The sequence below is a fragment of the Pantoea sp. GM_Pan_3 genome (assembly GCF_026541045.1).
Lineage (GTDB): Bacteria > Pseudomonadota > Gammaproteobacteria > Enterobacterales > Enterobacteriaceae > Pantoea > Pantoea anthophila.
The window spans coordinates 130,226-155,129 of sequence record NZ_JALNVA010000005.1 but is presented as its reverse complement, the minus strand read 5'-3'; the positions used below and the strand labels follow the sequence as shown (position 1 = coordinate 155,129).

Sequence of the window (24,904 nt, the reverse complement as noted above, 5' to 3'; positions counted from 1 at the left end):
TCACGCAACTGCTGGCTTAGCTGGCAGTCTCAATCCGGTCCAGGTCCATCTAACGGCCCGATTTTCACCGATTAAAACAAAAAAGGCACATCTCATTGATGTGCCCGTATGTTACATGAGAACGCGTTCATCGTCCTCTCATCCACTGAAGAAAATGCGTCAATGAATCTGTTCGTTATTCTTAATTGACTGCGTCTTTCAAGGCTTTACCGGCACGGAAACCTGGCACTTTACCGGCCGGGATCGTGATCTCTTTACCGGTTTGCGGGTTGCGGCCAGTACGCGCAGCACGGTCACGTACAGAGAAAGTACCGAAACCGACCAGAGCCACTTCATCACCGTCTTTCAGCGCATCAGAAACAGAGCCCATAAATGCATCTAAAACACGTCCCGCTGCCGCTTTAGAAATGTCAGCATCAGCAGCAATTTTGTCGATCAATTGTGACTTATTCACTCTCTTCATCCCCTCTTTTATTATTTCACATCGTACCCCGGCTTCCCGCCGGGTACGAACGCGCAGCAAGTTATATCAAGCCTGTGGAGCCGAAACAACGGAATTTCTCTGAGAACGTCATGCCGGCAGCCACCTAAATTAGCGGCACAAAAAAAAGCTGGCAAGCGTCAATTGCCTTGCCAGCTTCGCTTTTTAACGGTTTATGCCGCTAATCACTATTTTGCTGTTGCGACCTGCATACCGTATGGCGCATTTTCCAGTGCCAGATTCAGCACCTCTTCAATGCGTTTCACCGGATGAATCGCCAGATCGGCAATCACGTTCTGAGGAATATCTTCCAGATCACGCTTGTTGTCGTCCGGGATCAGTACGGTTTTGATGCCACCACGGTGTGCGGCCAGCAGTTTCTCTTTCAGGCCGCCAATCGGCAGCACCTGACCACGCAGGGTGATCTCACCGGTCATCGCCACATCGGCGCGCACCGGGTTACCGGTCAGACAGGAGACCAGCGCGGTACACATTGCGATGCCGGCGCTTGGGCCATCTTTTGGCGTCGCGCCTTCGGGAACGTGAACGTGAATATCACGTTTTTCGTAGAAGTCACCATTGATGCCCAGCTTCTCGGCACGGGCACGCACCACGGTCAGCGCAGCCTGAATCGACTCCTGCATCACTTCACCCAGCGACCCCGTATAAGTCAGCTTGCCTTTACCCGGCACACAGGCGGTTTCGATGGTCAGCAGATCGCCGCCCACTTCGGTCCACGCCAGTCCGGTCACCTGACCGACACGGTTTTCGCTGTCAGCACGGCCATAGTCGAAGCGCTGAACGCCCAGGAAATCCTTGAGGTTCTCGCCATCGATGGTGATGTGCTTTTTCGTCTTGTCCATCAGCAGTGACTTCACCGCTTTACGGCACAATTTCGACAGCTCACGCTCAAGACTACGCACTCCGGCTTCGCGGGTGTAGTAGCGAATGATGCCGATGATGGCGCTGTCTTCAACCGTAATCTCACTGGCTTTCAGGGCGTTACGCTCAATCTGCTTCGGCAGCAGATGCTGCTTAGCGATGTTCAGTTTTTCATCTTCGGTGTAACCCGACAGACGAATCACTTCCATACGGTCAAGCAGCGGAGCCGGAATGTTCATGGAGTTTGACGTGGCCACGAACATCACATCTGAGAGGTCATAGTCGACTTCCAGATAGTGATCGTTGAACGCAATGTTCTGTTCCGGATCGAGGACTTCCAGCAGCGCCGACGCCGGATCGCCACGCATGTCCGAGGACATCTTGTCGATTTCATCCAGCAGGAACAGCGGGTTTTTCACCCCGACTTTTGCCATTTTCTGAATGAGTTTACCCGGCATTGAGCCGATGTAAGTCCGACGGTGACCACGGATTTCCGCTTCGTCACGCACGCCACCCAGTGCCATACGCACATATTTACGTCCGGTCGCTTTGGCGATCGACTGACCGAGGGACGTTTTACCTACCCCTGGCGGTCCGACCAGGCAGAGAATCGGCCCTTTGATTTTGCTGACGCGACTCTGAACCGCAAGATACTCGAGAATACGATCCTTCACGCGCTCCAGGCCGTAGTGATCGGTATCCAGTGTCTCCTGCGCTTTACGCAGATCTTTCTTCACTTTGCTGCGTGCGTTCCACGGAACCTGCACCATCCAGTCGATGTAGCCACGCACCACGGTCGCTTCCGCCGACATCGGAGACATCATTTTCAGCTTCTGCAGCTCAGCTTCGGCTTTCTCACGCGCCTCTTCCGGCATTTTTGCCGCGTCGATTTTGCGTTTTAACGCTTCATATTCGTCCGGCGCGTCATCCATCTCGCCCAGCTCTTTCTGAATTGCCTTCATCTGCTCATTCAGATAGTACTCGCGCTGGCTCTTCTCCATCTGCTTCTTAACACGGTTGCGAATACGCTTCTCAACCTGCAGCAGATCGATTTCAGATTCCATCATCGCCATCAGATATTCCAGACGTTCGTTAACGTCGGACATCTCCAGCACAGACTGTTTGTCTGCCAGTTTCAGTGGCATATGTGCAGCAACGGTGTCGGCAAGGCGCGCCGCATCGTCAATATTGTTCAGTGAGGTCAGGACCTCAGGTGGGATCTTTTTATTCAGTTTGATGTAGCCTTCAAACTGGTTGATCGCCGTGCGCACCAGCACTTCCTGCTCGCGCTCTTCAATTTCCGGCGAAACCAGGTATTCAGCTTGTGCCACAAAATGGTCACCGTTATCGGCCAGCGTCGTGATATGGGCGCGCTGTAAACCTTCGACCAGAACTTTGACGGTGCCATCCGGCAGTTTCAGCATTTGCAACACTGATGCCACGGTCCCTACTGAAAAGAGATCGTTAATGCCAGGTTCATCCGTTGAAGCCTCTTTCTGTGCGACCAGCATGATTTTTTTATCATGATCCATTGCGGCTTCAAGGCACCGAATTGATTTTTCCCGGCCAACAAACAACGGAATTACCATGTGCGGATAAACCACCACGTCGCGCAGCGGCAACACGGGGATTTCAATGCGTTCAGAACGCTCAGGATTCATAGAGCTCTCTCTTTGTTTAATGTCCGCCAGGTGATGGGAACCGCATCAGGCAGGTATGCAGTTAAACCCACAGGTATCTGAGTATATGGGGATGATTGTCTGACATTCAACGTCACAGAGGCGAGAAAAGCAAAAGGGGAAACATTTTCCCCTTTTTTAAGATAACAATGTGGACGATCTGTTTAATTATTCGCCAGATGCCTGCGCTTCGTGCTTACCGTAAATCAGCATCGGTTCAGACTGACCGTCAATAACTGACTCATCAATCACTACTTTTTCGACGTCATCCATAGAAGGCAGGTCATACATCGTTTCCAGTAACGCACCTTCAACGATCGAACGCAGACCACGTGCACCGGTTTTACGTGACATCGCTTTTTTCGCAATAGCGGTTAACGCCTCGTCACGGAACTCCAGCTCAACGCCTTCCAGGTTGAACAGCGCCTGGTACTGTTTGGTCAGGGCGTTCTTCGGCTCACGCAGAATCTGAATCAGGGCTTCTTCACTCAGCTCGCTCAGGGTCGCCACAACAGGCAGACGGCCGATGAACTCAGGGATCAGACCAAATTTGATTAAATCTTCAGGTTCACACTGTGAGAGCAGTTCGCCTTCGCTGGCTTTCTGCGATTTCCCTTTCACGGTTGCGCCGAAGCCGATACCGGATCCGGTTTCAACACGCTGCGAGATCACTTTGTCCAGACCGGCGAATGCGCCGCCACAGATAAAGAGAATTTTAGAGGTATCAACCTGCAAAAATTCCTGCTGAGGATGCTTACGTCCGCCCTGCGGTGGAACCGCGGCTACAGTACCTTCAATCAGCTTCAGCAGCGCCTGCTGAACACCTTCGCCTGACACGTCACGGGTAATCGACGGGTTGTCAGACTTACGTGAAATTTTATCGATTTCATCGATGTAGACGATGCCGCGCTGCGCTTTCTGCACGTCATAGTCACACTTCTGCAGCAGCTTCTGGATGATGTTTTCGACATCTTCACCCACGTAACCCGCTTCAGTCAGCGTGGTTGCATCAGCCATGGTGAATGGCACATCCAGCAGGCGCGCCAGCGTCTCAGCCAGCAGCGTTTTACCGCTCCCGGTCGGACCAATCAGCAGAATGTTACTTTTGCCCAGCTCAATACCGTTGCTGGTATCGCCATTGCGCAGACGTTTGTAGTGGTTGTAAACCGCAACCGCCAGCACTTTCTTCGCTCTCTCCTGACCGATGACATAATCATCAAGGTGATGGCGAATTTCATGTGGGGTTGGCAACGCACTGCGTTCACGATGCGGGGCAACTTCTTTGATCTCTTCGCGAATGATGTCGTTGCACAGGTCAACACACTCATCGCAGATATACACTGACGGCCCGGCAATCAGCTTTCGCACTTCATGCTGGCTTTTGCCGCAAAAAGAGCAGTACAGCAACTTTCCTGAACCGTCTTTGCGCTTATCTGTCATCAGTTAACCTCTTCTTGTTCTCAGGCCGTACCTGCGTACGGCGCAGGCCGTGCAGTGACGGCCGAAATTCATTCAACCCGTAATAGTACCGTTGTCCTGTTAACTATAGACCAGGGACAAGGGTAAGTCGGGTCTTATTGGCGATGCGTCAGAATTGAATCGACTAAGCCATACTCTACCGCTTCACTGGCAGAGAGGAAACGGTCACGCTCGGTGTCGCGCTCAATTTCTTCCAGCGATTTACCGGTGTGCTCAGCCATCAGCTCATTCATACGCTGTTTCACCTTCAGGATCTCGCGCGCATGGATTTCGATGTCTGACGCCTGGCCCTGATAGCCGCCCAGCGGCTGGTGGATCATGACGCGTGAGTTTGGCAGGCAGAAACGTTTACCTTTGGTCCCCGCGGTCAGCAGGAAAGCGCCCATGGAACAGGCCTGGCCCATACAGATGGTGCTGACGTCCGGCTTGATGAACTTCATGGTGTCGTAAATCGACATGCCAGCCGTGATCACGCCGCCCGGTGAGTTAATGTAGAGATAGATATCTTTTTCCGGGTTTTCCGCTTCCAGAAACAGCATCTGCGCGACGATCAGATTCGCCATATGGTCTTCGACCTGGCCGGTCAGGAAGATCACACGCTCTTTCAGCAGACGGGAGTAAATGTCGTAAGAACGCTCACCACGCGAAGTCTGTTCAACAACCATTGGCACCAGCGCATTGTGCGGTGCAGTATATTCACGATCGCCACTGTATGACATTACCGTCTCCTGGATAAATTTCATTGGCAACATTCTGTACCGATTCTACGAAAGACGCGCGGGAAACTCCACGCCACGTCTCTTTCCGACACCTTCAGGACGGTTAATCAGCCAGCCTCACTCTTCTTCCTGCATACTCCCTATATCTGGGGATAGTGCACGCCTGTTTCAAGCATAACAATCTTTTCCCTGTTCGCTAACCCGGAAAAAGCGATGCGTGAATAATTTGCTGGTTAATTAAGCAAATAGAGGGGAAGAATCGCGTGCTGCGCGTCAAAACAAAAAAGCCCACGACTTTTCAGTCGCGGGCTTAGCACATACCGTTAAAGGTCTGATCAGGCCTGAGCGGTCTGGTTCATCAGATCCTGGAAGTTGGTCTCTTTCTCGGTCACTTTCGCTTTCGCCAGGACCGCTTCAACCGCCTGCTCTTCCAGCGCAACGTTGCGCATGTTGTTCATCAGCTCGTTATTCTTGCTGTAGAACTCGATCACTTCCTGCGGATCTTCATACGCAGAAGCCATCTCTTCGATCATGGTGTTAACGCGTGCTTCATCCGCTTTCAGCTCATGGGTACGAATCACTTCGCCCAGCAGCAGGCCGACAACAACACGGCGTTTCGCCTGCTCTTCGAACAGTTCGCGAGGCAGTTCCAGCGCCTGCTGCTCGTTGCCACCAAAACGCTGTGCAGCCTGACGACGCAGAACGTCGATTTCGCTATCAACCAGCGCAGCAGGAACGTCGATTTCGTTAGCCGCAACCAGACCGTCGATCGCCTGTGATTTGATGCGGTTACGGATAGCGCCTTTCAGCTCACGATCCATGTTCTTACGGACTTCAGTGCGCAGACCGGCAACAGAACCATCTTCAACGCCGAAACGTTTGATGAACTCTTCAGTCAGTTCTGGCAGCTCGCGCGTTTCAACTTTCTTCAGCACGATCTCGAACTTCGCGTCTTTCCCTTTCAGGGTTTCTGCATGGTAGTCGTCCGGGAATTTCACGTCAATGGTGAACGTCTCGCCCGCTTTATGACCCACGATGCCTTCTTCAAAGCCTGGGATCATGCGGCCCTGGCCCATGGCCAGAACGAAATCAGAGGCTTTGCCGCCTTCGAACTCTTCGCCGTCAACGGAACCGTTGAAGTCGAGGGTCGCGCGATCTTCTGCACCGGCCGCTGCGTCGCTTTCAATCCAGTTAGCTTGCTGCTTGCGCAGGGTATCCAGCATGGTGTCAACGTCAGCATCGGTAACTTCAACCAGAGGTTTTTCGACTTCGATGTTTTCCAGACCTTTCAGCTCAACTTCCGGATACACTTCGAACTCAACCGCGTAGGTGAAATCCTGACCTTCTTTGTACTCGCCTGGCACGTAGTTAGGTGCGCCAGCCGGGTTGATTTTTTCTTTGATGATGGCGTCAACGAAGTTGCGCGTCATCAACTCGCCCAGCACGTCCTGGCGGACAGAAGCGCCGTAACGCTGTGCGACGATGTTCATCGGCACTTTGCCTTTACGGAAACCATCGATGCGAACTTTCCTGGCAACGTCAACCAGTTCTTTTTTTACTGCGCTTTCGATGCTGTCAGCAGCGACAGTAATCGTAATGCGACGGCCCAGGCCCTGAGTGGTTTCTACAGAAACTTGCATCTTGTTACCTCAAAAAATCACGTGCTCGGTCAACTTCAGACACCACACATCGTGAAATGCGCCGTATCCAACAACCGGGACGGCTTCCGTGAAGAGAACCTGATCCCTGTTACCAGAAGCGTCCCGAAGACATTCCGGAAAAATAGACGCAGCATTATAGCGGCATCGCTGGAATGAGTCGAGGATGGTAACTCACCACTTTTCAGCAGCTTTGCTGCTTTTTTGAGCCAGGGATCGCGTTTTTCGCTAAATAAACGAAAAAACGGCCCGCAGGCCGTTTCAGAGAAGGGAGATCAGGCGAGGGTTCCGGCCCCACGACAGTTCGGCGAAGCCAGCACGGTATCCTGCAATCCTTCCCACTCTTTCAGTGTGTAGGTGTGCAGGGCTAAGGCATGGACGCTGCCGGCGAGTTCTGCCGCCAGTTCGCCATAAATCAGACGGTGACGCGCCAGAAAGCGCTGGCCTGCAAAGCAGTCGCTGACAATGACCACTTTGAAGTGACTTTCGGAACCGGCAGGCACATTATGCCGGTAACTTTCGTCATGCACTTCCAGATGAGCTGGCTGAAATGCCACACGCAGCTTTTCTTCTATTTGTTCGCGGATCATGGCTATTACTCCTCAATGGCGAGCGCGGTGCCCCATCTCATTCAATCTTAGTCGCTTTTACTGCGCTTACCCGTCAGCCGACACGAAATATTCGCTCAGGCGTCGGCCAGCTTCCGGCGCGCATCATAACGCAGCTGAAACGAACAGCAAACAGACACGCCAGTGACCCTGCGCAAAACATCTTCAGAGACAATTTCCCCTGGCGCAGGGCTTTTTTCACTGCCGGGCAATGCTATGATGAACGCCATTTTTGCAAACCAACCCCCTGACACCAACGAGAAAAAGTATGTTGAAAAAACTGTTATTCCCCCTGTTGGCTGCTTTCATTTTAGCCGGCTGTGCAACCAGCAATAATACCCTCACCATTCAGCCTAAGATTGAGCTGCCACAGCGCGATCCAGGCCTGATGGCGGTCACCGTCAGCATCAACGGAGCCGATCAGCGTCAGGATCAGGCGCTGGCAAAAGTGAACCGTGACGGTCAGCTGGTGACCCTGACACCATCGCGCGACCTGCGTTTCCTGCTGCAGGAAGTGCTGGAGAAACAGATGACGGCACGTGGCTATATGGTGGGACCGAATGGCGCGGTCGATCTGCAGATCGTGGTGAATAACCTCTATGCTGACGTTACCCAGGGCAACGTGCGCTACAGCATTACCACCAAAGCGGACATCTCTATCATCGCTACCGCCAAAAACGGCAGCAAACAGGTTAAAAACTACCGCCAGACTTACAGCGTAGAAGGCGCGTTCAGCGCAACCAACCAGAAGATTACTAACGCGGTCAACGCCACCATGAGCGATGTCATCGCAGACATGGCACAGGACACCAGCGTCAACGACTTCATCAAACAGAACGCGCGTTAATTTCGCCTCTCCTCTGCCCGGCATGATGCCGGGCATCGTGTTTGTTACCGGCAGGATCCGCATGAACCACTATCTTCGCCTCTTCAGCCAGAAAAATGCCGCCGTACTGCTGCTGCTCGGTTTCGCCTCCGGCCTGCCGCTGGCCCTGACATCCGGCACGTTGCAGGCGTGGATGACGGTGGACAATGTCGATCTGAAAACCATCGGTTTCTTTTCGCTGGTCGGCCAGGCCTATGTCTTTAAGTTTCTCTGGTCGCCGATGATGGACCGCTACACGCCGCCGTTTCTGGGCCGGCGTCGCGGCTGGTTGCTGCTCAGCCAGCTGGCGCTGGTCGGGGGCATTGCGGCGATGGGGTTTCTGCAACCCACCCGGGATCTGACCCTGATGGCGGCTCTGGCGGTGCTGATTGCCTTCTGCTCCGCCTCACAGGACATTGTCTTTGACGCCTGGAAAACCGATATTCTGCCGCCTGAAGAGCGCGGCAGCGGCGCGGCGATAACCGTGCTGGGTTACCGGCTGGCGATGCTGATTTCAGGCGGGCTGGCGCTGTGGCTGGCTGACCGTTATCTCGGCTGGCAGGCGACCTACTGGCTGATGGCGCTGATGATGGTGCTAGGCATTATCGCCACGCTGATGGCGAGCGAGCCGCACACCCATATTTCCACGCCCCACTCTCTGCGTCAGGCTGTCGTCGACCCGCTGAAAGATTTCTTTCAGCGCAATAACGCCTGGCTGCTGATTACCCTGATTATTCTCTACAAGCTGGGTGATGCCTTTGCCGCCTCCCTGACCACCACCTTTCTGATTCGCGGCGTCGGCTTTAATGCTGGCGATGTCGGTCTGGTTAACAAGACGCTGGGCCTGCTGGCGACCATCATTGGTGCGCTCTATGGGGGTGTCGTCATGCAGCGCCTGAGTCTGTTCCGGGCACTGATGATTTTCGGCCTGCTGCAGGCTGCCTCAAACTTCGGTTACTGGCTGCTGGCGGTGACGGATAAACAGCTGTGGAGCATGGCCAGCGCGGTCTTTGTGGAAAACCTCTGTGGCGGCATGGGCACCGCCGCCTTTGTGGCGCTGTTGATGACTCTCTGCAACAAATCGTTCTCCGCGACCCAGTTTGCCCTGCTGTCAGCGCTTTCTGCGGTGGGCCGGGTTTACGTCGGTCCGGCTGCGGGCTGGCTGGTTGAACTCTGGGGCTGGCCAGCCTTTTATGCCTTCACCGTCGTGGCGGGCGTGCCGGGTCTGTTGCTGCTGGCATTTTGCCGTCAGACGCTAAATCAGGTCGAGCAGAGTGGCAAATTCCTGACACGAAGCTACTATCCTCTTGGCTATCGCTGGACGAATCGTCTGTTTGCAGCAGGCTGTGGCGTGCTGGGACTCTGGCTGGTGGCGCTGGCGCTGGATGCGCTGGGGCTCACTGTGCTGGCTGCCCTGCTGTCACCCCTGTTTGGTACTGGCATGGTACTCGCGTTGCTGGCTGTATTGTCGGGCCTGCTGCTCGACTACCGAGCACTGAAACGAGCGCCTGCCCTGCCCGCGTCAGATGCTTAAGTGAAATCGATGGGTTAACGGCTGCGGCTTATTTTTTTGTCAACGGACTAGGCCGCCGTCATTTATCATCGCCTGTTATTTTTTGAAAATAAGAATATGGCCTGAGGAGGGGGAGCGGAAATACTAAAAACCGGTGAGCAATTACTTTAGTTAAATTTCATCACATAAATGATGCAGACTTGTTAAATATTTGGGCGTTAAAAGTAAGGGTTATTCCTTTCCCTGATTTTTTTGCGGTTACTTCCATTGGTTTTTGTTATATTGGTGCCAACTGCTTGTCTGCGTTAACTATTTGTCACCTGACGCAACATCTGTGACACCCTTAGCAAAAGGTGTCAACACGCATCTGACACATCCTTAAGCTGGTTTACACTGCATAAACCTTCCCGTAAAATGCGCGCACACTTAAACGACAATAGAGCCCTTTGTCATTGAGGTCGTTAAATGAGACTCAGTAAATACAATAAAAGTTTGGGGATTTTGTCATTAATTGCAGGCACTTTATTAATGAGTGGCTGCGATAGTGCATTGTTAAATCCCAAAGGACAGATTGCACTGGAGCAACGTTCGCTGATACTGACTGCCTTTGGCCTGATGTTGATCGTCGTTATCCCCGCAGTCCTGATGGCCGTGGTGTTTGCCTGGAAATATCGGGCATCCAACACGAATGCGAAGTACAGCCCTAACTGGTCACACTCTAACAAAGTGGAAGCCGTGGTCTGGACCATTCCGATCCTGATCATTCTCTTCCTCAGCGTGCTGACCTGGAAATCGACCCATGCACTGGAGCCCAGCAAACCGCTGCAATCTGATGTAAAACCGGTTGAGATCGATGTGGTTGCACTGGACTGGAAATGGCTGTTCATTTACCCGGAACAGGGTATTGCAACCGTGAACCAGATTGCCTTCCCGGCAAACACACCAGTGAACTTCAAAATCACGTCTAACTCCGTCATGAACTCTTTCTTCATTCCAACGCTCGGCAGCCAGATTTATGCGATGGCCGGTATGCAGACCAAACTGCATCTGATTGCGAATGAGCCAGGGACTTTCGACGGTATCTCTGCGAACTTCAGTGGTCGCGGTTTCTCTGGCATGAAGTTCAAAGCCATTGCAACCAAAGACGATGCGGAATTCCAGCAGTGGGTAGCAAAAGTTAAAGCAGCACCTAACACGCTGACCACCATGGAAGATTTCGAGAAAGTTGCTGTACCAAGCGAAAACCACCCGGTGGAATATTTCTCTTCAGCGAATCCTGAACTGTTCAAGCAAGTTATCGCTAAGTTCATGACCAGCCACGGGAAGATGGACATGCCTGAACATGAAGGTATGGACATGAGTCACGCCGCTTCCGCGGGAGCCGAGGAATAATACGATGTTCGGAAAATTAACACTGGATGCAGTGCCGTACCATGAGCCGATTATCATGGTCACGGTCGCCGGTATCATTTTAGGTGGTCTGGCACTGATTGCCGCCATCACCTATTTTGGTAAATGGCAATATCTGTGGTCTGAATGGCTAACGTCTGTCGACCATAAAAAACTGGGTATCATGTACGTCATCATGGCATTCGTCATGCTGCTGCGTGGTTTTGCTGATGCCATCATGATGCGTACCCAGCAGGTAATGGCGTCGGCCGGTGAAGCGGGCATTCTGCCACCGCATCACTACGACCAGATCTTTACGGCGCACGGCGTCATTATGATCTTCTTCGTGGCGATGCCTTTCGTGGTTGGCCTGATGAACATCGCCGTTCCGCTGCAGATTGGTGCACGTGACGTTGCGTTCCCGTTCCTGAACAACCTGAGCTTCTGGTTTACCGCGGTCGGTGTGATCCTGGTTAACCTGTCGCTGGGAGTGGGCGAGTTCGCGCAGACCGGCTGGCTGGCTTATCCGCCACTGTCCGGCGCGGAGTACAGTCCCGGCGTCGGGGTCGACTACTGGATCTGGAGTCTTCAGCTCTCCGGTATCGGTACGACCTTAACCGGTATTAACTTCTTCGTGACCATCCTGAAGATGCGTGCACCGGGCATGAGCCTGTTCAAAATGCCTGTCTTTACCTGGACTGCGCTGTGCACCAACGTCCTGATCATCGCTGCGTTCCCGGTTCTGACCGTGACCCTGGCGCTGTTGACCCTTGATCGTTATCTCGGCTTCCATTTCTTCACCAATGAAATGGGCGGGAACATGATGATGTACGTCAACCTGATCTGGGTCTGGGGTCATCCGGAAGTGTATATTCTGGTTCTGCCGGTCTTTGGTGTGTTCGCAGAAATTACCGCGACCTTCTCCAAAAAACGTCTGTTTGGCTACACCTCACTGGTGTGGGCGACCATCGCGATCACCGTGCTGTCGTTCATCGTCTGGCTCCACCACTTCTTCACCATGGGTGCGGGTGCGAACGTTAACGCCTTCTTCGGTATTATGACGATGATCATCGCGATTCCGACCGGGGTTAAAATCTTTAACTGGCTGTTCACCATGTACCAGGGTCGCATCCAGATGCACTCTGCGATGCTGTGGACCGTTGGCTTCCTGGTAACCTTCTCTGTAGGGGGTATGACCGGCGTACTGCTGGCCGTTCCGGGTGCTGACTTCATTCTGCACAACAGCCTGTTCCTGATTGCACACTTCCATAACGTTATCATCGGTGGTGTTGTCTTCGGTTGTATGGCGGGCGTGACCTACTGGTTCCCGAAAGCCTTTGGCTTTACCCTGAACGAAACCTGGGGCAAACGCGCCTTCTGGTTCTGGATCATCGGCTTCTTCGTTGCCTTTATGCCGCTGTACGCGCTGGGCTTCATGGGTATGACCCGTCGTCTGAGCCAGGATATCGATCCACAGTTCCACCCTCTGCTGGTGGTCGCTGCGGTCGGTGCAGGTCTGATTGCAATGGGTATCCTGTGTCAGCTGACCATGTTCTACGTTTCGGTCCGTGACCGCGACCAGAACCGTGATCTGACCGGTGACCCGTGGGGCGGCCGTACGCTGGAGTGGGCAACCTCTTCACCACCACCGTTCTATAACTTTGCTGTGATCCCGCATGTGCATGAGCGTGACGCTTTCTGGGAAATGAAAGAGAAAGGCGAAGCGTACAAGCAGCCGGAGTCGTATGAAGAGATTCATATGCCGAAAAACAGCGGTGCTGCACTGGTTATCTGTGCGTTCGCGACGGTAATGGGTTTCGCGCTGATCTGGCATATCTGGTGGCTGGCAGGTCTTTCATTCCTCGGCATGATCGTTACCTGGATCGTGAAGAGCTTCGACGAAGACGTGGATTACTACGTTCCGGTTGCTGAAGTTCAGAAGATTGAAAACCAGCACTTTGACGAAATCAGCAAAGCAGGTCTGAAATAATGTCAACTGAAACTCTGATTAAACATCACCACGACGCCCATGCGGAGCATGGGCATCACGATGCAGGAGCCAATAAAGTCTTTGGCTTCTGGATCTACCTGATGAGTGACTGCATTATCTTCGCAACCCTGTTTGCGACCTATGCCGTCATGGTCAACAACACTGCCGGTGGCCCGGCAGGTAAAGATATCTTTGAGCTGCCGTTTGTTCTGGTAGAAACCGCCCTGCTGCTGCTGAGCTCCATCACGTACGGCATGGCTGTTATCTCCATGAACAAGGAGCAAAAAGGTGCCGTTATCGGCTGGCTGGCGCTGACCTTCCTGTTTGGTCTGGGCTTCATCGGCATGGAAATCTATGAATTCCATCACCTGATTGCGGAAGGCTTTGGTCCGGATCGCAGTGGCTTCCTGTCTGGCTTCTTTACGCTGGTCGGTACCCACGGTCTGCACGTGACCTCGGGTCTGATCTGGATGCTGGTGCTGATGTTCCAGATTTCCAAACGTGGCCTGAACGCGACTAACCGCACCCGTATCATGTGTCTGAGCCTGTTCTGGCACTTCCTGGACGTGGTCTGGATTTGCGTCTTCACCGTTGTTTACCTGATGGGAGCCATGTAATGAGTCATTCTGTTAACGAACATGGCGCTTCACACGGTAGCGTGAAGTCCTACATGATCGGCTTCATCCTCTCTATCATCCTGACGGCAATCCCGTTCTGGATGGTCATGGATGGCAGTGCATCTCACGGTACTATCCTCGGTGTTGTTCTGGTCTGTGCGGTTATCCAGGTGCTGGTTCACCTGGTTTACTTCCTGCACTTAGACAGCAAATCTGAGGGTGGCTGGAACATGGTAGCCATTGTTTTCTCGGCCATCATCATCCTGATTGTCGTAGTAGGCTCACTGTGGATCATGTGGAACCTCAACTACAACATGATGCCTCACTAAAGAGTCACGCGTAATGTTTAAGCAATACCTGCAAGTTACAAAACCAGGAATTATTTTCGGGAATTTAATTTCTGTGATCGGCGGATTCCTGCTGGCCTCTAAAGGCAACACGGATTACGCCCTGTTTCTCATCACCCTGGTGGGTGTGTCACTGGTGGTTGCATCGGGTTGTGTTTTCAACAACGTGATCGACCGCGACATCGACATCAAGATGGAGAGAACCAGGAATCGGGTGCTGGTAAAAGGCCTTATCTCCGCGAAAGTAAGCCTGGTTTATGCCACTGTGCTGGGTATTGCTGGCTTTGCGTTGCTCTACTTCGGTGCAAATCCGCTGGCCATGTGGCTGGCGGTGATGGGCTTCGTGGTTTACGTGGGCATCTACAGTCTCTACATGAAGCGTCATTCCGTTTACGGTACGCTGATTGGCAGTCTGTCGGGTGCTGCACCGCCGGTTATCGGCTACTGTGCGGTATCCAATGAGTTTGATGCCGGTGCCTTAATCCTGCTGGCGATCTTCAGCCTGTGGCAGATGCCGCATTCGTACGCGATTGCCATCTTCCGCTTTAAAGATTACCAGGCGGCGAACATCCCGGTACTGCCGGTGGTGAAAGGGATCTCCGTAGCAAAAAATCATATTACGCTCTATATCCTGGCGTTTATGATTGCCACGCTGATGCTGACGCTGGGTGGCTATGCCGGCTACAAATATCTGGTGGTGGCCGCTGCGGTCAGCGTCTGGTGGCTGGGTATGGCGTTATCCGGTTATAAAACCGCTGACGATCGTGTCTGGGCGCGTAAACTGTTTGTCTTCTCTATCGTGACGATCACCGCGCTGAGCGTGATGATGTCGGTAGATTCGATGGCTCCGGCCTCGAAGGACCTGCTGACTTACGTTTGGTAACGGACACCGTAAGAGCATGAAAAGGGCGCGATTTTCGCGCCCTTTCTTTTTGTTACGACTGCTTAAAAACTATTGTTTTACCCGCCCTGCCCCGCCCCCTAGAATAAATGCAGCACATTAACAGAGGTTGGAATGAACGATAATAAAATGACTCCGGTGGAGCTGCGCGCCACATGGGGCCTCGGTACGGTCTTTTCCCTGCGCATGCTGGGAATGTTTATGGTCCTGCCGGTACTGACCACTTATGGCATGGCATTACAGGGCGCGAGTGAAACGCTGATCGGCCTGGCGATTGGTATCTATGGCCTGGCCCAGGCGATTTTTCAGATTCCTTTTGGTCTGCTTTCCGATCGCATCGGGCGAAAGCCGTTGATCGTGGGCGGACTGCTGCTGTTTGTTCTGGGTAGCGTTATTGCTGCCTGCACGGACTCTATCTGGGGCATTATTCTGGGCCGTGCGCTGCAGGGCTCCGGCGCAATTGCCGCTGCCGTGATGGCGCTGCTCTCCGATTTGACGCGAGAGCAGAACCGCACCAAAGCGATGGCCTTTATCGGCATCAGTTTTGGTGTCACCTTCGCGATTGCGATGGTCGTCGGTCCGGTCGTTACGCACGCGTTAGGGCTGCAGGCGCTGTTCTGGATGATTGCGATCCTGGCCTCGCTGGGTATCGTCATCACGCTGCTGGTGGTGCCATCCACCCCGCATCATGTGCTGAACCGTGAATCAGGCATGGTCAAAGGCAGCTTTCGCAAGGTGCTGGCAAATCCACGCCTAGTGAAGCTGAATATCGGTATTTTCTGTCTGCATATCCTGCTGATGTCGAGCTTTGTCGCCTTGCCGGGGCAGTTTGAGCAGGCGGGTTTCCCGGCCCCGGAACACTGGAAAGTCTATCTCTCGACCATGCTGATTGCCTTTGCGGGCGTGGTGCCGTTCATCATTTATGCCGAAGTGAAGCGTCGCATGAAGCGCGTCTTTGTGGGCTGCGTCGGGATGATCGTTATTGCCGAGATCGTGCTGTGGGGTGCGGAAGGCCATTTCTGGACGCTGGTCGTTGGGGTTCAGCTCTTCTTCTTCGCTTTCAATCTGATGGAAGCCATTCTCCCTTCGCTGATCAGTAAAGAGTCACCTGCCGGTTACAAAGGAACGGCGATGGGCATTTACTCCACCAGCCAGTTCCTTGGCGTGGCCGTTGGCGGCAGCATGGGCGGCTGGGTGTTTGGTCATTTCGATGCACAGACCGTGTTCATGGTCGGCGCAATGGTGGCTGCGGCCTGGCTGTTTGTCAGTATGACGATGCAGGAACCCCCTTATGTGAGCAGCCTGCGAATTGTGCTGAGTGACGCGGCACTGGCTTTGCCGAATCTGGAGCAGCGCCTGAAAGCGCAGAAAGGGGTGAACTCCGTGTTTATCGTGCCGGAAGAGAAAAGCGCGTATATCAAAATTGATAGCAAGGTCACCAGTCGGCCAGAGCTGGAAGCGCTGCTGGGGAGTTGCTGATTTCCAAACTGTTCTAGCGACACCACCTGCCCGTTTAGCTGTAAGACCGAGCTGGCTCAGGGAAAACGGTCAGATCGGAAAGTCGCAAAAGCCGCCATCCATGGCATGCTCGGCCCGCGCCGTCCTGGCGCGGGACGCTTTCCTCTTCTGCCCCTGATCCCTGCGCCCCTTAAGCTTCTACTTGTTCAAAGAGATGCAAGCCAGCGCACGATGCCACTAACGTCACAAACCACGCCTTCATTCAGACGGCTCACAAATTTGGATCGATGCAGCGCTGCTCCTGCCAGATAACAAAAAACCCGGCCTGAGCCGGGTTTTTCATAACTGCCTTCAGGCCAAAAAAACAGCCTGCCCCGCTTAATCGCGGAAGTTTTTAAACTGGAACGGCTGTCCCAGATTGCTGCCGCGCACAATCGCCATTGCGCTCTGCAGATCATCGCGCGCTTTGCCGGTCACTCGTAACGCTTCACCCTGAATCTGGGTCTGTACTTTCAGCTTGCTGTCTTTGATCAGCTTCACCAGCTTCTTCGCTACGTCGCTCTCAATGCCCTTCTTCAGTTTGGCATCGACCGCCCAGCTTTTACCGCTGTGCTCAATCTCTTCCGGCACCTCTAAGGCACCGCCTTCAATCCCGCGCTTCAGTAACTTCTCACGCAAAATATCGACCAGCTGTTTAACCTGGAAATCAGACTCGCTGGTGATTTTAATGGTTTCATTCTTTTCGTTGAGCTCAAACTCGGCGCTCACGTTGCGGAAATCGAAGCGGGTAGACACCTCACGGTTGGCATTCTCCACCGCATTGCGAATTTCCTGCAGATCGACTTCTGAAACGATATCGAAAGATGGCATCTCTTCTTCTCCTGACGCTAAAGTGACATGCATAATACGCGTCTTACGGTGCTAAATAAAATCAGGCTGTGCACGACGCTATACTCATGGTGTGACAGTAAATAATAAATGGATAGCCCGCCAGCGGGAGGCAGTATGAAAATTACCGTGTTAGGGTGCGGTGCTCTGGGTCAGGTCTGGCTGACAGCGCTCGCCCGTCAGGGACACGAGGTGCAGGGATGGTTGCGGGTGCCGCAGCCCTATTGCTCGGCCAATGTCGTCGACCCGGAAGGCAACATAGCCAACCGCACCTTCATCGCTAACGATCCGCTGTTTCTGGCGGAAAGCCAGCTGCTGCTGGTTACGCTAAAAGCGCCACAGGTGTCACCCGCCGTGAAAAATCTGGAAAGCGTTCTGCCGGAAAACTGCCCGGTGCTGCTGCTGCATAACGGCATGGGCACGCTGGAGGAGCTTAAAGGGTTAACTCAGCCGCTACTGCGCGGCGTCACGACGCACGCCGCGATGCGTGATGGCACCGTCATCAAACACATCGCCAGCGGCATCACCCACATCGGCCCCGGTAACCGCAAAAGCGCTGCTTACAGCGATCTGGCTGACATCCTGCACCATGCCCTGCCCGATGTCGCCTGGCATGACAACATCCGTGCGGCCTGCTGGCGCAAGCTGGCGGTGAACTGCGTGATCAACCCGCTCAGCGTGGAATATGAGTGCCAGAACGGCGCGCTGCGTGCGTATCCGGAACAGATTGCGCAGTTATGCGAAGAGATCAGCTGGGTCATGGAGCGCGAAGGCCAGAACGTAGCCAGCGAAAGCCTGCAGGATATTATCTTCGACGTGATTGAAAGCACGGCGGCGAACACCTCTTCCATGCTGCAGGATATCCGCGCCCAGCGGCTCACCGAAATCGACTACATCAGCGGCTTTTTACTGCGCCGCGCCCGGACGCATGGCCTGGTGCTGTCGGAGAACACCCGTCTGTATGACATTGTAAAACGCAAGGAGTCCCATTATGACCGCGAACGCATCGGTGCTGGTTTGCCTGGCACATGGCAGTGAAGAGACCGAAGCCGTCACCACCATCGACCTGCTGGTTCGTGCCGGGCTGAACGTCGTCACCGCCAGCGTCGAAAGCAATGGCAGCCGGGAGATCGTCTGCTCACGCGGTGTCCGCCTGCTGGCTGACGCCCCGCTGGTCGAGGTCGCCGACAACGATTTCGCCGCCATCGTCCTGCCCGGTGGCCTGAAAGGCGCGGAGACCTTCCGTGACAGCCCGCTGCTGGTCGAAACGGTGCGTCAGTTTCATCTCAGCGATAAAATCGTTGCGGCGATTTGCGCGGCGGCAGGTACGGTGCTGGTTCCCCACGATCTGTTCCCTGTCGGAAACATGACCGGCTTTCCCGGCTTAAAAGAGACCATTCCGGCGGAGAAATGGATGGAGCGCCGCGTCGTCTGGGACCCGCGGGTAAAACTGCTCACCAGCCAGGCACCCGGCACGGCCATGGATTTTGCGCTGAAGCTGATCGATCTGCTGGTGGGAAAAGAAATGGCGCGCGACGTTGCCGCCCAGCTGGTGCTGGCACCCGGCATTTATGACTATCAGGCGTGATCAGGTTCATCAGTCAGACCCCGACAGGGTCTGACTGACCGTAAGCCAGCACTACGGGCGGTAAACTTTCACGTTCTTGAAGCCCTGCTCATGCAGATAGAGGGCCTGCAGACGGCTCATCACGCCGCGATCGCAGTAAAGCAACCAGGTGCGGTTCTGATCGAGATCGCCAAACTGCGTGCTGAGTTTGTAAAACGGCAGTGATTTCACCTCCGTGGCCTTAAGCTCAAGCGGATTCTCTTCCTGCTCGTCGATGGCGCGGATATCCAGCACCACGTCGTTTTCACTCAGCAGCGCGACGGTTTCAACTTCCACCACCTCCTCTTCTGTCTGCTCAGCGATGGTGCGGATATCGACATTGGTCGCCTCTTCCACCACGCGATCCAGAATCGTGAAGTCGAAATTCTGCTCTTCTGCCTCGATCTTCGCTTTCACCGCCTTCACTGTCGGGCTTTTGGAAATCACCCCACAATATTCCGGCATGGTGCTGGCAAAATCTTCGGTGCCGATCTCCCGGGCGACTTTGATGATGTGCTCTTTGTCGTGAGAGATCAGCGGACGCAGAATCAGCGTATCGGAGGCGTTATCAATCAGACGCAGGTTGGTCAGCGTCTGGCTCGATACCTGCCCGACTGCTTCACCGGTGACCAGCGCCTGTACGCCGTAACGCTCAGCCACGCGGGAAGCGGCACGCACCATCATGCGCTTCAGCACCACGCCCATCTGACCGTCATCCACTTTTTCCAGGATCTCGCCGACGACCGGCTCAAAATTGATCGCCACAAAGCGCACCCGGTGCGAACGGCCAAAGCGGTTCCAGAGATAGTGCGCGACCTGACGGACGCCAATCTCATGGGCGGCGCCGCCAAGATTAAAGAAGCAGTAGTGTACGCGGCTGCCGCGGCGCAGCAGCATGTAGCTGGAGACGCCGGAGTCAAAGCCACCGGAAATCAGCGACAGCACATCTTCCTGTGTGCCGATTGGGAAACCGCCCAGCCCCTCATAGCGTGCAGTCACCAGCGTCAGCTGATTCTCGTCCACTTCGAGATTAACCGTTACCTCCGGGTTTTTAAGCTGCACACGGGCGCTTTCGATGTGCTGGTTCAGCCCGCCGCCCACATAGCGCTCCACATCCTGCGAACTGAAGCTATGCTTACCACGACGTTTAACCCGAACGCAGAAGCTCTTTCCTTCGAGGCTGTCGCGATACTGCGCTAAGGTCTGTTCGAAGATGTGATGAATATCGGTGTACTCGCGATCTTCAACCGCTAAAACGTGATGAATCCCCGGAATGCGCGTCAGCTCATCGGGAATAATGTCCCGCAGCGCGTCGTTTTTTGAGCGCACTTCAATGTGATCCCAGTAACGCACAACGGCGATGTCGTCGCTGACGGTTTTCAGGACGTTACGGATATTGCTGGCAAGAATCTTGATAAAGCGCAAACGCACCGACTGACTCTTGATGGTGATTTCAGGAAATAACTTGATGATAAACTTCATGGCGACACAGCTTCGTTGGGCAAATAAGTGCTAAAAGAGGCAGCACTTAGCTGGTAAAATCACAAAATTGCGGGCTGCAAGGCGCAACCGCATCCGAGGCGCGGGAGTATATCACCTTTGTCAGGTGACTGCTTCTTCATCAGCTGCCGCATTGATTATTTTGCTAATCATAGGGTCTCAGCTACCATGACCGATTGCGAGATAATGTCCCAACCGTGAGTCGACACGAAATATGCCGAAAAAAGCCGAACAGCCAGCCAGCTTTGAAACGTCATTGCAGCAGCTGGAGCAGATTGTCAGCCGTCTGGAAAGTGGTGAACTGCCGCTGGAAGAAGCCCTGAACGAGTTTGAGCGCGGCGTGCAGCTGGCGCGGACAGGCCAGCAGACGCTGCAGCAGGCTGAACAGCGTGTCCGTATTCTGCTGAACGATGATAAAAACGCCGACCTCACTGCTTTCACGCCGGAAAATGACTAATGGATTTTGTCCGATTACTCGACGCGTATCAGCAGCAGGTCAACGCCGCGCTGACGCGTTTTATAGCGCCACTTCCTTTTCAGAGTTCTCCTCTGGTTAATGCCATGCATTATGGGGCATTATTGGGCGGTAAACGCCTGCGCCCTTTTCTGGTCTACGCGACCGGTGAGATGCTCCGCGCCGACCCGGCGAGTCTGGATGCGCCCGCCGCCGCGGTTGAATGCATTCATGCGTACTCTCTGATTCATGACGATCTCCCTGCGATGGATGACGATGCACTGCGTCGCGGGCAGCCGACCTGTCACATTAAATATGGCGAAGATACGGCGATACTGGCAGGCGATGCCCTGCAGACGCTGGCCTTCTCAATTCTGACTGACGAGGCGATGCCGGGTGTCAGCGCGGAGTACCGGCTGCGGATGATCTCTGAACTGGCAAACGCCAGCGGCGTGGCCGGCATGTGCGGCGGTCAGGCGCTTGATCTGGCCGCAGAGGGTAAATCGGTGGATCTCGATCAGCTGGAGCAGATCCATCGCCACAAAACGGGCGCGCTGATCCGCTCAGCCGTCCGCTTAGGTGCTTTTACCGCAGGCGATGCGGGCCGTGAAGCCCTGCCGCTGCTCGACCGCTATGCTGAGGCTATCGGTCTCGCGTTTCAGGTGCAGGACGATATCCTGGACGTGGTGGGTGACACCGCCGTTATCGGAAAACGTCAGGGTGCCGATCAGCAACTGGGCAAAAGCACCTATCCTTCACTGTTAGGCTTAGAAAATGCCCGTGCCAAAGCGCGGGATTTGTATCAGGAAGCCCTTGATGCTCTGGAATTGCTCGCCGCGCACTCCTATAACACCACAGCACTGCAGGCGCTGGCGAGCTTCATAATTGAACGCGACAAATAACTTCCATAATGAGTCTCTGATGAGTTTTGATATTGCTAAATACCCGACACTGGCGCTGGCAAACACGGTTCAGGAGCTGCGTGCCCTGCCGAAAGAGAAGCTGCCTGCACTGTGTGATGAACTGCGTCAGTATCTGTTAGACAGCGTGAGCCGCTCCAGCGGCCATTTTGCATCGGGTCTGGGCGTTGTCGAACTGACTGTCGCGCTGCATTATGTCTACAACACTCCTTTTGATCATCTGGTGTGGGATGTGGGTCATCAGGCTTATCCGCATAAAATTCTGACCGGTCGCCGCGATCGCATCGGCACCATCCGTCAGAAAAACGGCGTGCATCCGTTCCCGTGGCGCGGCGAAAGTGAATATGACGTGCTGAGCGTCGGTCACTCGTCGACCTCCATCAGTGCCGGTCTGGGCATGGCCGCGGCGGCAGAACGCGAAGGTCAGGGTCGTCGCACCGCCTGTATTATCGGCGATGGGGCTATCACCGCAGGCATGGCGTTTGAAGCGATGAACCATGCCGGTGATATCAAACCGGACATGCTGGTGATCCTCAACGACAATGAGATGTCGATCTCCGAAAACGTCGGCGCGCTGAATAACCGTCTGGCGCAGATCCTGTCAGGTAAAACCTACGCGCGACTGCGTGAAGGCAGTAAGCGCGTACTGACTAACCTGCCCCCGATTAAAGAGCTGGTTAAGCGCACGGAAGAGCACCTCAAAGGCATGGTGGTGCCGGGAACGCTGTTTGAAGAGTTAGGCTTCAACTACATCGGTCCGGTTGATGGCCACGATGTCCTGACGCTGGTCAATACGCTGAGTAACATGCGCAACCTGAAAGGGCCGCAGTTCCTGCATATCATGACGAAGAAAGGGAAAGGCTACGCCCCGGCAGAGGAAGATCCGATTGCCTGGCACGCCGTCCCTAAATTCGATCCGGCCATTGGCGAACTGCCGAAAAGTGCCGAAGGTCTGCCGAGCTACTCTAAAATCTTCGGCAACTGGCTGTGCGAAATGGCCGCCGACGATCCGAAGCTGATGGCGATTACCCCGGCGATGCGTGAAGGCTCCGGCATGGTGGCCTTCTCACGTGAGTTCCCGCAGCAATATTTTGATGTGGCGATCGCCGAGCAGCACGCGGTGACCTTCGCCGCCGGTATGGCGATTGGCGGTTATAAGCCGATTGTGGCCATCTATTCCACCTTCCTGCAGCGCGCCTACGATCAGCTGATCCATGACGTCGCTATCCAGAAACTGCCGGTCCTGTTTGCTATCGATCGCGGTGGTATTGTTGGCGCGGACGGTCAGACTCACCAGGGCGCATTTGATCTCGCCTATCTGCGCTGTGTGCCGGAGATGGTGATCATGACCCCCAGCGACGAAAATGAGTGCCGTCAGATGCTCTACACCGGCTATCACTATCAGGACGGGCCGAGCGCCGTGCGTTATCCGCGCGGCACCGGCGTTGGCACCCCACTGGCACCGCTACAGAGCCTGCCGCTGGGCAAAGGCGTGGTGAAACGTCAGGGTGAAGAACTGGCGATTCTGAACTTTGGTACGCTGCTGCCGGAAGCGGCCGCTGCGGCGGAAGCGCTGAATGCGACCCTGGTCGATATGCGTTTTGTGAAGCCGCTGGATGAGGCGCTGATTGCCGAACTGGCCGCCACCCACACGTCACTGATTACGCTGGAAGAAGGCGCAATCAAGGGCGGTGCAGGCAGCGGCGTCAATGAGTTCGTCATGGCAAAACGCCTGGCTGTGCCGGTTCTCAATATCGGCCTGCCCGATGAATTTATCCCGCAGGGCACTCAGGAAGAAGTGCGCCATGACTACCTGCTGGACGCCGAAGGTATCCAGCAGCAGATCACCCGCTGGCTGGCGCAGTAACCTCTCCTCTCTGCGCTCCCTCCGGGGAGCGCAACGCCCTGCTATGCTGAAACCTTTGCACTTTCGCAGGAGCCTCCACCATGAAACTGATTCAACTGGGAACCACCGACCTTCAGGTTTCGCGCCTCTGTCTGGGCTGCATGACCTATGGCGAGCCGACGCGCGGCAACCACGCCTGGACGCTGCCTGAAGCGAGCAGCCGTCCGCTAATCCAGCAGGCGCTGAACGCAGGGATCAACTTCTTCGACACGGCCAACAGCTATTCAGACGGCAGCAGTGAAGAGATCCTGGGACGGGCGCTGAAAGATTTTGCGCGCCGTGAAGAGATTGTGGTCGCCACCAAAGTCTATTTCCCCCTGAGCAACCTCTCACAGGGTCTGTCGCGCAAAAATATCCTGCAATCCATTGATGACAGCCTGCAGCGCCTCGGCATGGAGTATGTCGATCTGCTGCAGATTCACCGCTGGGATTACGAGACGCCGCTGGAAGAGACGCTGGAAGCGCTGCATGATGTCGTACAGTCGGGCAAAGCGCGCTACATCGGGGCCTCATCCATGCACGCCAGCCAGTTTGCACAGGCGTTGCAGATGCAGGCGCAACAGGGCTGGCATCGCTTTGTCAGCATGCAGGATCAGTACAACCTGATTCAGCGTGAAGAGGAGCGTGAAATGCATCCGCTCTGTCAGAAAGAGCAGATCGCCGTGCTGCCCTGGAGCCCGCTGGCGCGCGGTAAGCTGACCCGCCCCTGGGGTGAAAACACCGCTCGCTCCACCTCTGATCAGGTCATGGCGAAGCTCTATGCCACCACCGAAGAGAATGATGCCGCCATTGCGCAGCGTCTGGCGCAGGTGGCAGAGAGTAAAGGCGTGACGCGGGCACAGGTCGCCCTGGCCTGGCTGCTGAGTAAACCAGCCGTCACGGCGCCAATCATTGGCGCGTCGCGTGCTGAGCAGTTTGCGGATCTGGTGAAAGCGGTGGATGTCACACTGAGTGACGAAGAGATTACCCTGCTGGAAGAGGTCTATCAGCCGCATCAGGCGGTGGGATTCGAGTAACGCCGTCAGATGACGCCCTTGCCGGGCG

General features: G+C 54.6%; 22 protein-coding genes. 14 read left to right on the top strand and 8 right to left on the bottom strand.

From position 1 onward, the window contains the following. Positions 1 to 181: 181 nt before the first annotated feature. The 6 genes from hupB to bolA form a co-directional block, all read right to left on the bottom strand. A complete protein-coding gene (gene hupB / locus OXR04_RS15530; RefSeq protein WP_009091701.1) occupies positions 182 to 454 on the bottom strand; it encodes a nucleoid-associated protein HU-beta in 273 nt (90 codons plus the stop codon). 215 nt (positions 455 to 669) lie between these two features. Next, a complete protein-coding gene (gene lon, locus OXR04_RS15525; RefSeq protein WP_046101355.1) occupies positions 670 to 3,024 on the bottom strand; it encodes an endopeptidase La in 2,355 nt (784 codons plus the stop codon). Positions 3,025 to 3,210: 186 nt separating this feature from the next. Continuing rightward, positions 3,211 to 4,482 (bottom strand): ATP-dependent protease ATP-binding subunit ClpX, encoded by a 1,272-nt coding sequence (gene clpX / locus OXR04_RS15520; protein ID WP_009091705.1) that lies wholly within the window; start codon positions 4,480 to 4,482, stop codon positions 3,211 to 3,213. Between the two features lie 134 nt (positions 4,483 to 4,616). Continuing rightward, positions 4,617 to 5,240 carry an ATP-dependent Clp endopeptidase proteolytic subunit ClpP gene (gene clpP, locus OXR04_RS15515; RefSeq protein ID WP_009091707.1) on the bottom strand — a complete coding sequence of 208 codons (624 nt, stop codon included), beginning with the start codon at positions 5,238 to 5,240 and terminating at the stop codon, positions 4,617 to 4,619. 335 nt (positions 5,241 to 5,575) lie between these two features. Continuing rightward, the gene (gene tig / locus OXR04_RS15510) at positions 5,576 to 6,880 is read right to left on the bottom strand and encodes a trigger factor (RefSeq protein WP_009091709.1); all 1,305 of its coding nucleotides are present in this window, start codon (positions 6,878 to 6,880) and stop codon (positions 5,576 to 5,578) included. Between the two features lie 293 nt (positions 6,881 to 7,173). Continuing rightward, positions 7,174 to 7,488 carry a transcriptional regulator BolA gene (gene bolA / locus OXR04_RS15505; RefSeq protein WP_008924895.1) on the bottom strand — a complete coding sequence of 105 codons (315 nt, stop codon included), beginning with the start codon at positions 7,486 to 7,488 and terminating at the stop codon, positions 7,174 to 7,176. A gap of 286 nt (positions 7,489 to 7,774) precedes the next feature. Between bolA and OXR04_RS15500 the strand changes: the two genes are divergently transcribed. The 8 genes from OXR04_RS15500 (at position 7,775) to OXR04_RS15465 (ending at position 16,607) form a co-directional block, all read left to right on the top strand. Next, positions 7,775 to 8,353 (top strand): lipoprotein, encoded by a 579-nt coding sequence (locus OXR04_RS15500; protein WP_009091711.1) that lies wholly within the window; start codon positions 7,775 to 7,777, stop codon positions 8,351 to 8,353. Between the two features lie 61 nt (positions 8,354 to 8,414). Continuing rightward, a complete protein-coding gene (ampG, locus tag OXR04_RS15495; RefSeq protein ID WP_267372044.1) occupies positions 8,415 to 9,905 on the top strand; it encodes a muropeptide MFS transporter AmpG in 1,491 nt (496 codons plus the stop codon). A gap of 444 nt (positions 9,906 to 10,349) precedes the next feature. Further along, the gene (gene cyoA / locus OXR04_RS15490; protein ID WP_046101354.1) at positions 10,350 to 11,276 is read left to right on the top strand and encodes a cytochrome o ubiquinol oxidase subunit II; all 927 of its coding nucleotides are present in this window, start codon (positions 10,350 to 10,352) and stop codon (positions 11,274 to 11,276) included. 4 nt (positions 11,277 to 11,280) lie between these two features. After that, the gene (gene cyoB / locus OXR04_RS15485) at positions 11,281 to 13,263 is read left to right on the top strand and encodes a cytochrome o ubiquinol oxidase subunit I (RefSeq protein WP_009091717.1); all 1,983 of its coding nucleotides are present in this window, start codon (positions 11,281 to 11,283) and stop codon (positions 13,261 to 13,263) included. Beyond that, a complete protein-coding gene (locus OXR04_RS15480; RefSeq protein WP_009091720.1) occupies positions 13,263 to 13,880 on the top strand; it encodes a cytochrome o ubiquinol oxidase subunit III in 618 nt (205 codons plus the stop codon). The genes cyoB and OXR04_RS15480 overlap by 1 nt, the downstream gene beginning before the upstream one ends. After that, the gene (locus tag OXR04_RS15475; RefSeq protein WP_008924889.1) at positions 13,880 to 14,209 is read left to right on the top strand and encodes a cytochrome o ubiquinol oxidase subunit IV; all 330 of its coding nucleotides are present in this window, start codon (positions 13,880 to 13,882) and stop codon (positions 14,207 to 14,209) included. Before OXR04_RS15480 ends, OXR04_RS15475 begins: the two co-directional genes overlap by 1 nt. A 13-nt stretch (positions 14,210 to 14,222) precedes the next feature. Next, the gene (gene cyoE / locus OXR04_RS15470) at positions 14,223 to 15,110 is read left to right on the top strand and encodes a heme o synthase (RefSeq protein ID WP_009091722.1); all 888 of its coding nucleotides are present in this window, start codon (positions 14,223 to 14,225) and stop codon (positions 15,108 to 15,110) included. 132 nt (positions 15,111 to 15,242) lie between these two features. Continuing rightward, positions 15,243 to 16,607, top strand: a complete 1,365-nt coding sequence (locus tag OXR04_RS15465; protein WP_009091724.1) for an MFS transporter — start codon at positions 15,243 to 15,245, stop codon at positions 16,605 to 16,607. Positions 16,608 to 16,964: 357 nt separating this feature from the next. Here the strand turns inward: OXR04_RS15465 and OXR04_RS15460 are convergent, their stop codons facing one another. Beyond that, complete coding sequence (locus OXR04_RS15460; RefSeq protein ID WP_009091726.1) at positions 16,965 to 17,456, bottom strand: YajQ family cyclic di-GMP-binding protein; 492 nt, start codon at positions 17,454 to 17,456, stop codon at positions 16,965 to 16,967. 135 nt (positions 17,457 to 17,591) lie between these two features. Between OXR04_RS15460 and panE the strand changes: the two genes are divergently transcribed. Both panE and yajL read left to right on the top strand, forming a co-directional pair. Then, entirely contained in the window at positions 17,592 to 18,512 is a 921-nt protein-coding gene (gene panE, locus OXR04_RS15455) for a 2-dehydropantoate 2-reductase (RefSeq protein ID WP_009091728.1), read from the top strand. After that, positions 18,466 to 19,062, top strand: coding sequence for a protein deglycase YajL (gene yajL / locus OXR04_RS15450; protein ID WP_267372051.1), 597 nt, complete (start codon positions 18,466 to 18,468; stop codon positions 19,060 to 19,062). The genes panE and yajL overlap by 47 nt, the downstream gene beginning before the upstream one ends. A gap of 51 nt (positions 19,063 to 19,113) precedes the next feature. Here yajL and thiI read toward each other — a convergent pair whose 3' ends face one another. After that, positions 19,114 to 20,562 carry a tRNA uracil 4-sulfurtransferase ThiI gene (gene thiI, locus OXR04_RS15445; RefSeq protein ID WP_009091733.1) on the bottom strand — a complete coding sequence of 483 codons (1,449 nt, stop codon included), beginning with the start codon at positions 20,560 to 20,562 and terminating at the stop codon, positions 19,114 to 19,116. 232 nt (positions 20,563 to 20,794) lie between these two features. On the opposite strand from thiI, the gene xseB reads away from it, so the two are divergent. From xseB to OXR04_RS15425, 4 genes are all read left to right on the top strand, one after another. Continuing rightward, positions 20,795 to 21,037, top strand: coding sequence for an exodeoxyribonuclease VII small subunit (gene xseB, locus OXR04_RS15440; RefSeq protein ID WP_009091735.1), 243 nt, complete (start codon positions 20,795 to 20,797; stop codon positions 21,035 to 21,037). Next, complete coding sequence (gene ispA / locus OXR04_RS15435) at positions 21,037 to 21,936, top strand: (2E,6E)-farnesyl diphosphate synthase (protein ID WP_009091736.1); 900 nt, start codon at positions 21,037 to 21,039, stop codon at positions 21,934 to 21,936. The genes xseB and ispA overlap by 1 nt, the downstream gene beginning before the upstream one ends. Before the next feature lie 19 nt (positions 21,937 to 21,955). Beyond that, positions 21,956 to 23,821 carry a 1-deoxy-D-xylulose-5-phosphate synthase gene (dxs, locus tag OXR04_RS15430; protein WP_046101353.1) on the top strand — a complete coding sequence of 622 codons (1,866 nt, stop codon included), beginning with the start codon at positions 21,956 to 21,958 and terminating at the stop codon, positions 23,819 to 23,821. A gap of 80 nt (positions 23,822 to 23,901) precedes the next feature. After that, complete coding sequence (locus tag OXR04_RS15425) at positions 23,902 to 24,876, top strand: aldo/keto reductase (RefSeq protein ID WP_140028169.1); 975 nt, start codon at positions 23,902 to 23,904, stop codon at positions 24,874 to 24,876. Positions 24,877 to 24,904 lie beyond the last annotated feature (28 nt).